This is a genomic window from Flavobacterium sp., from assembly GCF_021151785.1.
Lineage (GTDB): Bacteria > Bacteroidota > Bacteroidia > Flavobacteriales > Flavobacteriaceae > Flavobacterium.
The window spans coordinates 1-10101 of sequence record NZ_JAGKWP010000080.1 but is presented as its reverse complement, the minus strand read 5'-3'; the positions used below and the strand labels follow the sequence as shown (position 1 = coordinate 10101).

Annotated in this window: 11 protein-coding genes; 8 read left to right on the top strand and 3 right to left on the bottom strand. The window is 30.1% G+C overall.

What is annotated here, in order from left to right; genetic code table 11:
* Window positions 1-207, bottom strand: a 207-nt coding sequence (locus tag QZ824_RS08775) for a hypothetical protein (RefSeq protein ID WP_291275645.1), incomplete at its 3' end; no start/stop codon positions are given.
* A gap of 118 nt (window positions 208-325) precedes the next feature.
* Here QZ824_RS08775 and QZ824_RS08770 point away from each other — a divergent pair.
* The 5 genes from QZ824_RS08770 (at window position 326) to QZ824_RS08750 (ending at window position 5149) form a co-directional block, all read left to right on the top strand.
* Entirely contained in the window at window positions 326-1165 is an 840-nt protein-coding gene (locus tag QZ824_RS08770; RefSeq protein WP_291275644.1) for a 1,4-dihydroxy-2-naphthoyl-CoA synthase, read from the top strand.
* Between the two features lie 59 nt (window positions 1166-1224).
* Window positions 1225-2118 carry a 1,4-dihydroxy-2-naphthoate octaprenyltransferase gene (gene menA / locus QZ824_RS08765; protein WP_291275643.1) on the top strand — a complete coding sequence of 298 codons (894 nt, stop codon included), beginning with the start codon at window positions 1225-1227 and terminating at the stop codon, window positions 2116-2118.
* Window positions 2119-2129: 11 nt separating this feature from the next.
* Complete coding sequence (locus QZ824_RS08760; protein ID WP_291275642.1) at window positions 2130-2807, top strand: metal-dependent hydrolase; 678 nt, start codon at window positions 2130-2132, stop codon at window positions 2805-2807.
* Between the two features lie 77 nt (window positions 2808-2884).
* Window positions 2885-4075: a tetratricopeptide repeat protein gene (locus QZ824_RS08755; protein WP_291275641.1), complete on the top strand. Its 1191-nt coding sequence runs from the start codon at window positions 2885-2887 to the stop codon at window positions 4073-4075.
* A 27-nt stretch (window positions 4076-4102) separates the two neighbouring features.
* Window positions 4103-5149: an o-succinylbenzoate synthase gene (locus QZ824_RS08750; RefSeq protein ID WP_291275640.1), complete on the top strand. Its 1047-nt coding sequence runs from the start codon at window positions 4103-4105 to the stop codon at window positions 5147-5149.
* A gap of 38 nt (window positions 5150-5187) precedes the next feature.
* Here QZ824_RS08750 and QZ824_RS08745 read toward each other — a convergent pair whose 3' ends face one another.
* Both QZ824_RS08745 and meaB read right to left on the bottom strand, forming a co-directional pair.
* Window positions 5188-5631, bottom strand: coding sequence for a hypothetical protein (locus tag QZ824_RS08745; protein WP_291275639.1), 444 nt, complete (start codon window positions 5629-5631; stop codon window positions 5188-5190).
* A 60-nt stretch (window positions 5632-5691) separates the two neighbouring features.
* Window positions 5692-6795, bottom strand: a complete 1104-nt coding sequence (meaB, locus tag QZ824_RS08740; RefSeq protein WP_291275638.1) for a methylmalonyl Co-A mutase-associated GTPase MeaB — start codon at window positions 6793-6795, stop codon at window positions 5692-5694.
* Window positions 6796-6868: 73 nt separating this feature from the next.
* On the opposite strand from meaB, the gene QZ824_RS08735 reads away from it, so the two are divergent.
* The 3 genes from QZ824_RS08735 to QZ824_RS08725 all read left to right on the top strand — a co-directional run bounded on the left by QZ824_RS08735 (window position 6869) and on the right by QZ824_RS08725 (window position 10091).
* On the top strand, window positions 6869-7774 hold the full coding sequence (locus QZ824_RS08735; RefSeq protein WP_291275637.1) for an AEC family transporter: 906 nt from the start codon (window positions 6869-6871) through the stop codon (window positions 7772-7774).
* A 7-nt stretch (window positions 7775-7781) separates the two neighbouring features.
* Window positions 7782-9179 (top strand): FAD-linked oxidase C-terminal domain-containing protein, encoded by a 1398-nt coding sequence (locus QZ824_RS08730; protein WP_291275636.1) that lies wholly within the window; start codon window positions 7782-7784, stop codon window positions 9177-9179.
* A 492-nt stretch (window positions 9180-9671) separates the two neighbouring features.
* Window positions 9672-10091, top strand: a complete 420-nt coding sequence (locus QZ824_RS08725) for a hypothetical protein (RefSeq protein ID WP_291275635.1) — start codon at window positions 9672-9674, stop codon at window positions 10089-10091.
* The last annotated feature ends 10 nt before the right edge of the window (window positions 10092-10101 follow it).

Sequence of the window (10101 nt, the reverse complement as noted above, 5' to 3'; positions counted from 1 at the left end):
GAGAAAATCTTTATTTATTGTATATCTAGTATTTTTGTAGGCATGTAATAAAAATAAAAAAAGGCTCATTAATAAAACTCCAAAAATTAAACATGGTTTGCTTTCTTCAGGTTCAGTTAAATAAATATAAATTAAGACGCCTAACGGAAAACTTAGTACAATAAAAATTAAATAAGAAAATTTATTGTAAGCTGATTCGTAAGTCATATTTTGACATTTTATTGCAAGTTATACCAAAAAAATCAATTAATTTTACAAACTTCAACATAAAAACTTAGTTCATAATATAACTAGTTCATATTTAACACTTTTATTAAAATATAAAATGAATACAATAAATTGGATTACTGTAAAAGAATATGATGACATTACATATAAGAAATGTAATGGTGTGGCTAGAATTGCTTTTAACAGACCTGAAGTTAGAAATGCTTTTCGCCCTAAAACAACTGCTGAATTATTAGACGCTTTTCATGATGCACATGAGGATACTTCTATAGGTGTTATTTTACTATCTTCTGAAGGCCCTTCCCCAAAGGATGGAATTTACTCATTTTGTAGTGGTGGAGATCAAAAAGCTAGAGGATATCAAGGATATGTAGGTGAAGATGGTTATCATCGATTAAATATTCTTGAGGTACAACGTCTAATTCGTTTTACACCAAAAGTGGTAATAGCCGTTGTTAATGGTTGGGCTGTAGGCGGTGGACATAGTTTACACGTGGTTTGTGACTTATCTTTAGCGAGTAAAGAACATGCTATTTTTAAACAAACAGATGCTGATGTAACAAGTTTTGATGGGGGATATGGTTCCGCTTATTTAGCCAAATTAGTTGGACAAAAGAAAGCTAGAGAAATTTTCTTCTTAGGTAGAAATTACTCAGCTCAGGAGGCATTTGATATGGGAATGGTTAATGCTGTAATCCCTCATAATGAACTAGAAGAAACTGCTTACCAATGGGCACAAGAAATCCTTGAAAAATCACCAATATCTATCAAAATGTTGAAATTTGCAATGAATTTAACGGATGATGGAATGGTAGGACAACAAGTATTTGCTGGTGAAGCTACACGATTAGCTTACATGAGTGATGAAGCAATTGAGGGTAGAAATGCCTTTTTAGAAAAACGTAAGCCAAACTTTGAGAAAAAATATATTCCATAAAAAAGGAATTATTTAGAAGAGTAATTATTTAATCACTCTTTAATTTTAATTTGATTTAAATGAAAAATTGGATACAAGCCGCTCGCTTAAGAACCTTACCGCTTTCAGTTTCAGGAATTTTAATAGGTAGTGCTTATGCGTATTATCAACATCAATTTGATAGAACGATTTTTGCATTAGCAATTTTAACTACCTTAGCTTTTCAAGTTTTATCTAATTTCGCTAATGATTATGGCGACGGTGTAAAAGGTACTGATGTAAATAGAGTTGGCGAGAAACGGTTAGTGGCTTCAGGGGAAGTGTCTTCGACCCAGATGAAGCAAGCCGTTATTTTAATGGGTATAATATCTTTTGTATTAGCCGTAAGTTTAATTTATGTAGCTTTTGGGAAAGAAAATTTTTTATATAGCTTATTGTTTCTGTTTTTAGGAGTAGCTTCTATAGTGTCGGCCATTAAATATACAGTTGGTACAAATGCTTATGGATATAGTGGTTTTGGTGATATTTTTGTTTTTATTTTTTTCGGTTTAGTTTCTGTATTGGGGTCTAATTTTTTATTCACCAAATTGTTAGATTGGAAATTAGTATTACCAGCAGTTTCAATTGGATTATTGAGTGTAGCTGTATTGAATTTAAATAATATGCGTGACTTAGAAAATGATAAATCAGCCAATAAAAACACACTTGTTGTAAAAAAAGGGTTACTTTGGTCTAAAAAATATCATGAAATAATAATAATTGTAGCTTCTTTGTCTTTCATGATATTCTGTATAATTTTGAATGTGCCCTTATTTTCCATTTTAATAGTTAACTTACCTCTTTTACTTCACTTAAAAAAAATAAAAACAGCACAACATTACTCAGATTTTGAACCTGAATTGAAAAAAGTTGCTTTGAGTACTTTTGCTCTAAGTGTTTTATTTTGGTTAACTTTATATATTTCTAATTTTTAAAATTTCATGCTATGAAAATTACTTTTTTTGGACACGCTTGTTTAGGTATTCAAGTTAATGATGTTCACATAGTAGTAGACCCATTTATCTCAGGAAATCCAAAGGCTGCTCATATAGATATAACTACTATTCAGGCAGATTATATTTTATTAACACATGCACATCAAGATCATATTTTAGATGTAGAAACTATAGCTAAACGAACAGAAGCGGTTATTATTTCCAATTTTGAGATTGCCTCTCATTTTGGTGCTAAAGGTTTTAATTACCATCCAATGAATCACGGAGGAAGTTGGGATTTTGAATTTGGAACTGTAAAATATGTAAATGCCATTCATACCTCATCTTTCCCTGATGGAAGTTATGGTGGTCAACCAGGTGGATTTGTTATTGAAGGAGAACATAAAAACATTTATATAGCAGGTGATACAGCTTTAACAATGGACATGAAGTTAATTCCTTTACGAACCAAATTAGATTTAGCTATTTTACCCATCGGAAGTAATTTTACTATGGATGTTGACGATGCTATTATTGCCTCTGATTTTGTTGCTTGTGACAAAGTTTTAGGGTATCACTTTGATACATTTGGATATATAGAAATAAATCATGAAGAAGCCAAAAGAAAATTCTTTGAAAAAGGAAAGGATTTAATGCTGTTAGAAATTGGTCAAAGCATTGATTTATAATAATTGGTATAAAATTTGAAATTAAAAAGTGAATAGTTGCAATTGGATGTTACATTTGGTTGTTTTTAACATTTAACATGAAGAAATTACTTTTATTATTATTAATCTCAGCCTCATCTTTTGCACAAAAAGATGGTTATTGGGATAAGGAACGTGCTTTTACAAAAGAAATTAAATTGAGTTCCGGAAATCGTACTTTAATCAAGATAGATGAATTACCTGAAGGCACTTCAGAATTCGTTTTTCGCATTAGTTTAATTGAAGAAAATGGCAAGATTACTAATAGTTTAGCTTCCATACTAAAAGCCATTCCCGATCCAACTGGCATAAGCCAGGGAACTGCTGGAGCAATTACTTTAACTAACGCTGTTTCTGGTGATGATACTTGTATTTATGGTATTTTTACTTCAGAAAAAGCAGGAACTCAATTCTTAAAGGATGGTAAAATAGATAAAGCTTGTTATGGCGTTAAAGAACCTATAAGTAAAGATAGTAAGGTGATTTCAATCAAAAATACAAGCTGCTTAAACAATGCTCCTCATATTTGGTTTGCATTTGAAAACAAAAATTGGGTACTATCAACTAAAATTGTTCTTGAAGTTGTAGCTTGGGTAGATTATAAGATGAGTAGAGGATGGAACGCCGAAACTAAAAAAGAATTAGTAGCCATTGGCGAGCGTTTGGATTGGTATAAAAAATCACCCAAATCAGATGCTTTTTTAGCTCAATTTATAGAAAGTTTTTCAGCTAAGTATAAGTATTCAGAGTTTAAACAAATGCTTCCTGTTGAAAAAACCAGAGCAATCGAATTAATTAAAGAAGATGCAATTAAACAAGCTAAACAAACTAACAGTTATTTAAAAGAAATACGTAATGATGTAAGATTGTTGATGATGAATAACAGAGATAAAGAAGCCATAGAAAAATACCAGCAATTGGTTTTTGACAAAGCTATAGCTACTGATTTAGATTATTCTCAAATGGGTGCTTTATATCTTAAAACAAAACAATATACTAAAGCTGAGACTTACTTTAATAAAGCTATTGCTTTGAATAAGTCTGAAATTAGATATCAATTAAACTTAGCTCACGTATATTTGTTTACCAATCGAATTTCAGAATCTAAAAAGATACATGAACAATATAAAAATCAGAATATTTCTGAATATGTGAGTTGGATTGAAGCTACAAAATCTGATTTTGAAAGTTTTGAAAAAGCAGGTTTACCAATACAAGATTTCAAAAAGATTTTAAGAATTTTAGACTAATTTTTAGCGAATTAGGAAATCAATATAATGAAAGCAACTTACCAAAAATATATTCTAAAATTCAAACAACCAAGTGGAACTTCTAGAGGGGTTTTAACTGAAAAAGAAACTTGGTTTATAGTCTTGGAAGGAAATGGAAGAAAAGGAATAGGAGAGTGTGGAATATTACGAACACTTTCCATTGATGATCGACCTGATTATGAAGAGAAATTGCGGTGGAGTTGCGAAAACATTCATTTAGGTAAAAATGCTTTATACGAAGCTTTAATTGAATTTCCTTCTATTCAATTTGGAATAGAAATGGCTTTTATTTCATTTGAAAGTACAAATCCATTCTTATTATTTCCTTCAACTTTTACTAATGGAAATGAGGCAATTAAAATAAATGGATTGGTTTGGATGGGTGAACCACAATTTATGAAAAAACAAATTGAAGAAAAATTAGCCACTGGATTTACTTGTATTAAGCTAAAAATTGGAGCAATTGATTTCAAGCAAGAATTAAATTTATTGGCTTTCATTCGTTCTCATTTTGATGAAAATACAATAGAAATTAGAGTTGATGCTAACGGCGCTTTTGATGAAAGTGAAGCTTTAGATAAGCTAATTCAATTGTCTGTATATAAATTACATAGCATTGAACAACCAGTTAAAACAAAACAATTAAAAACCATGGCAAATTTGTGTAAACTTTCGCCATTCCCAATTGCTCTAGATGAGGAACTAATAGGAGTTTTTGATTATAACGAAAAAGCCCAATTATTAGATTTTACAAAACCTCAATATATTATTTTAAAGCCAAGTTTGATTGGTGGAATACAAGGATGTAAAGAATGGATTCAATTGGCAGAAGAACGAAATATAGGATGGTGGATTACTTCAGCATTAGAAAGTAACATCGGATTGAATGCTATTGCCCAATTTACCTTTACATTAAATAACAAGATGCCACAAGGACTAGGGACGGGTGGTTTGTATACTAATAATTTTGATTGCCCTTTACGAATTGTTGACGGTACGCTTATTTATAAACAAGATTTAGAATGGAATTTTAATTTTGAATTCCCAAATTAACTCACTATGTCTGGGAATTCAAAATTCATTTTTAGTCTTTATTTAATAGATTTAATGGTGTAAGAATTAGTACCTAATTCAATCAATTCATTAACTTTTTTACCTTTAATAAGTTGAAAAATCGGCGCTTCTGTTGAAATACTATACACTTCTTTTCCTTCAAATGAAAAAGGATGAATTGAAACTCCAACAAAAAGATATTTCGAATCTAAATCAAGTAATGCACCAAAAGCTACTTCTTCATTTTCTATAGATAAGCATTTTTCAATTAGCTCTAAATTTTTAGACTCTTTTAGCAGCAATTGTTCCATTCGAATTTTCATTTCTCTAGCTTCTCCTTGGTGTGAATAATCTTCAGGATCAAGAGTGTCATCTTCATCCATATCAGAAGCTGACTTATATTTTTGAATGGAAGCAGTCAAGTTAGCCAATGTTTTAGACTGTTCCTTAACTATTTGCTCTAGAATTTTAATTTTATTCATTTTTTCTTATTTTTAGATTGTAAATCTAACTACAATTCTAAAAATTAAATATGATTTAAATCATTCTTTATTTAATATAAAAAGGGAATTATATAATTGTAACAATTCCATTGCTCCTGCAAAAGGAGATAGATGATGAGCGATTACTTTTTGTTTTGTATCAATTAATGCTTTTTCTATAGTTGGATTATGATAAAATTGATTTTTTAAGTATTCATTGATAGTTTCAAGCATCCAATATTGATTTTGTTCCTCTCTTTTTTCTTGAAAGAAACCATTGCCCTTTGTTAAATCTATGTAATCAGTTAATATTTCCCAAATGGCACTAATACCTTCGTTAGTTATTGCACTACAAGTAGTTACCTTTGGATTCCACCCAGAAGATTTAGTAGGAAATAAGTGTAAAGCGCGGTTAAATTCAACTTTTGCTAAATTAGCCTTTTTTATATTATCTCCATCTGCTTTATTGATAACTATGACATCTGCCATTTCCATAATCCCTCTTTTGATGCCTTGTAATTCATCGCCTGCTCCAGCAATTTTTAAAAGTAAAAAGAAATCAACCATACTATGAACAGCAGTCTCACTTTGACCAACACCAACTGTTTCAATAATAATAGTATCAAAACCACAAGCTTCACATAAAATGATAGCTTCTCTTGTTTTTCTAGCAACACCGCCCAAACTATCGCCAGAAGCACTTGGACGAATATAAGCATTTTCATCTTTAACCAATTCCTCCATTCTGGTTTTATCCCCTAAGATGCTTCCATGACTTAAAGAACTACTAGGATCTATGGCTAAAACAGCTACTTTTTTTCCTAAATTAGTCAAATATTTACCAAAAGCCTCAATAAAAGTGCTTTTTCCTACACCTGGAACACCAGTAATACCAATTCGAATAGATTTATTAGCAAAAGGAAGACATCCGTTAATTACTTCGTTTGCTTTTTCTAAATGAATAGGGTTGGTACTTTCAACTAAAGTTATAGCTCTACTTAAAGCTACTTTGTCACCTAGTAAAATTTTGGAAATCAACTCTTCTGAAGAAATGTTTTTTCTTCTAAATTGTTGAATATTTTGGGCTGCTTTCGGACTTATAGTTTCAGGTTGTATTACGCCCTCAATCTCATTTAACGCTGATGTGTTTTTTTTCTGTTTCAAAAGGCAATATATTTGTGTAAAAATACAATTTTTTTAAATCAGCTGCCTAATCAAGTTTGAATTTTCCTTAAGTATGGATAATATTATTTTACTTTTTTTATGTTTAATTTTAGGAGTTATCTTCCAAAGAGTAAAACATTTTCCAAAAAATACCCCTGTGGCATTAAATCAATTCGTGCTATATGTTTCTATTCCAGCCATGGCATTGTATTATATTCCTAAAATTAAGATTGATACATCACTACTTTACCCAATGGGGATTGCTTGGTTGGGTTTTTTATTGTCATTTTTGTTTTTTTTCACCTTGAGTCGACTTTTTAATTGGTCAAAGCGCTTAACTGGGTGTTTAATTATTGTTTCAGGGCTAGGAAATACATCTTTTGTTGGTTTCCCTGTTCTAGAAGCAATGTTTGGAAAAGAGGCGATCAAAATAGGAATTATAGTTGATCAGCCGGGCTCTTTTGTCGTCTTATCAACTTTAGGAGTTTTAGTAGCTATGTTATTTTCCAAAGAACAACCTTCAGTTGTTCAAATGGTAAAAAAAATTGCTTTTTTTCCACCATTTATAACTTTCGTAATAGCTTTAATTTTGAATTTTTTACAAGTAGATTTTTCCATTGAGTGGCAATCTGTCTTTCAACGATTAGCTGCCACGGTATCACCAATAGCTTTAGTTGCTGTAGGTTTACAATTAAAGATTGAAAAAAGAAGCAAGCATTGGGGATTTTTAACTTTAGGTTTAGTTTTTAAGTTAATTATAACACCTTTATTTTTCTATCTATTTTATAAGGTTGCTTTGAGGGGATCTGGTTTTGTTATTGATGTTTCAATTATCGAATCAGCGATGGCACCTATGATTACTGGGGCGATATTAGCTTCCACTTATGGTTTAAAACCTAAATTAAGTAGCATGATGGTTGGTGTTGGTATTCCATTATCTTTTATTACCTTAGTACTGTGGTATTTCATTTTAAAATAACTAAGTTTTGGATATAACTATAATAACTAAATTACAAGAAATAGTAGGTACATCTTTTGTTTTTACAGATATTGATGTCTTACAAAAATATGGTCATGACGAGACAGAGGATTATGTTTATCCTCCTCATGTTGTGGTAAAACCTATAACCCCACAAGAAATAGCCGGTATAATGAAACTGGCCAATGAATATAAGATTCCTGTAGTGCCTATTGGTGGACAAACAGGATTAAGTGGTGGGGCATTAGCTATTAATGGCGGAATTGGACTTTCTATGGAACGTTTCAATCGAATTTTAGCTATTGATGAAATGAATTTGCAAGTTATTACTGAACCAGCTGTAATTACGCAAGTATTAAAAGAAAAAGTAGCGGAACAAGGATTGTTTTATCCTGTTGATCCAAGTAGCATGGGTAGTTGTTTCATAGGTGGTAATATTGCCGAAAACTCTGGTGGTGCCCGAGCTGTGAAATATGGGGTAACTAAAGATTATGTGTTAAATTTAGAAGTGGTATTACCTAATGGAGAAATTATTTGGACAGGAGCCAATACATTAAAAAATTCAACTGGTTACAATTTGACTCAATTAATGGTTGGCAGTGAAGGAACTTTAGCAATTATAACTAAAATTGTTTTGAAATTATTGCCATTGAATCAGCATAATATTTTATTATTGGTTCCGTTTTTTAAAGCTGAACAAGCTTGTGAAGCAGTGTCAGCTATTTTTAGAGCAGGAATTACTCCTAGTGCTTTAGAGTTTATGGAACGAGATGCTATTGATTGGTCTTTACAACATGTAGATGGAATTAGTGTGGAAGTTAAACCAGAACATAAAGCTCATTTATTGATTGAAGTTGATGGCAATTATCAAGAAATATTAATGCAAGAAGCTGAAAAAATACTTGAAGTTGTAGAACAATTTGATATTGACGATGTTTTATTCGCTGATTCAATTGATCAAAAAAATGCGTTATGGAAAATGAGAAGAGGAGTGGCTGAGGCTGTTAAAGCGAATTCTGTTTATAAAGAAGAAGATACGGTTGTTCCAAGATATGAATTGCCAAAACTCCTAAAGGGAATTAAAGAAATTGGAACTAAGTATGGATTTAAATCAGTATGCTACGGTCATGCTGGAGATGGAAATTTACATGTTAATATTATAAAAGGCAATATGTCAGATGATTGTTGGCGAAATGAAATACCAAAAGGAATTCGAGAAATTTTTGAATTAACTGTGCAATTAAAAGGAACTTTATCTGGTGAACACGGTATTGGTTTAGTCCAAAAAAGTTATATGGACATTGCTTTTAATAGTACGCAATTAAATTTATTAAAAGGGATTAAAGAATTATTTGATCCCAATAATATTTTAAATCCAGGTAAAATCTTACCAGATAATATATAGTAAATTAAATTTATGTCATTTTAAAACACTTTGTGATAATAAAATCATAAAGTGTTTTATTTTTTTATGGTTTTATAGTAGACTCTTAAAAAACTACTAAGCGTCAAAAAGAGTAATCCAATGATTATTCTATGTTTGTATAGAGTTGAATTTTCACAAGTTAAACCTAAGATTAAAAGAACTAAATTTAATATTAAGGCAACTAAAATGACAATAAAAATCAATTTTCTCATATTTTTTGTTGTAAATTTATAAAAAAAAGGGTTTTATTTGATAATTAGTTAACTAAATCATTAAAATTACATATATATCAATAAAAACTCAGCTATTTGAATTGACAAAGTATGTAAAATGAATAATATGCTAAATAATTAATAATTATTCAATAAAATTAATGTTTTTTTTAACTAAATTAAAATATATAAAATAAAAATTATGAATATTATTTTTATATATTTGCTAAAATAATATATTTATGCAAAATTTATATATATGGATGTTTTAAGTTGCCCAAAATGCCAAAATTCACATGTTGTTAAAAGTGGAATTATCAAGGAAAGACAACGTTATTTATGTAAGGAATGTAAGTACTACTTTACAGTAAATAAATTAGGAAAAAAAATTGACGATTACTATGTTACCAAGGCTTTACAGCTATATTTAGAAGGATTAAGTTATAGGGAAATTGAACGCATTATTGGTGTTTCACATGTGTCTATAAGTAATTGGGTTAAAGAATTCAAAATTAAGAAGCCTCCTCATCCTAATTATCATCCAACCTATAAGATATTTAAACATAATGAACTAGTTGAATTTTTAAAAAATAAAGAACAACTTTCTGGCGCAGGTATGATTATTACTGAATTAGGAGATAAATTTATGTTGATTAAATGGGAGCGTTTTAAAGATTAAACTATATACT

Coding starts and splice junctions, on each gene's coding strand:
- QZ824_RS08770 (WP_291275644.1), top strand. CDS start 326: ATGAATACAATAAATTGGATTACTGTAAAAGAATATGATGACATTACA.
- menA (WP_291275643.1), top strand. CDS start 1,225: ATGAAAAATTGGATACAAGCCGCTCGCTTAAGAACCTTACCGCTTTCA.
- QZ824_RS08760 (WP_291275642.1), top strand. CDS start 2,130: ATGAAAATTACTTTTTTTGGACACGCTTGTTTAGGTATTCAAGTTAAT.
- QZ824_RS08755 (WP_291275641.1), top strand. CDS start 2,885: ATGAAGAAATTACTTTTATTATTATTAATCTCAGCCTCATCTTTTGCA.
- QZ824_RS08750 (WP_291275640.1), top strand. CDS start 4,103: ATGAAAGCAACTTACCAAAAATATATTCTAAAATTCAAACAACCAAGT.
- QZ824_RS08745 (WP_291275639.1), bottom strand. CDS start 5,631: ATGAATAAAATTAAAATTCTAGAGCAAATAGTTAAGGAACAGTCTAAA.
- QZ824_RS08735 (WP_291275637.1), top strand. CDS start 6,869: ATGGATAATATTATTTTACTTTTTTTATGTTTAATTTTAGGAGTTATC.
- QZ824_RS08725 (WP_291275635.1), top strand. CDS start 9,672: ATGGATGTTTTAAGTTGCCCAAAATGCCAAAATTCACATGTTGTTAAA.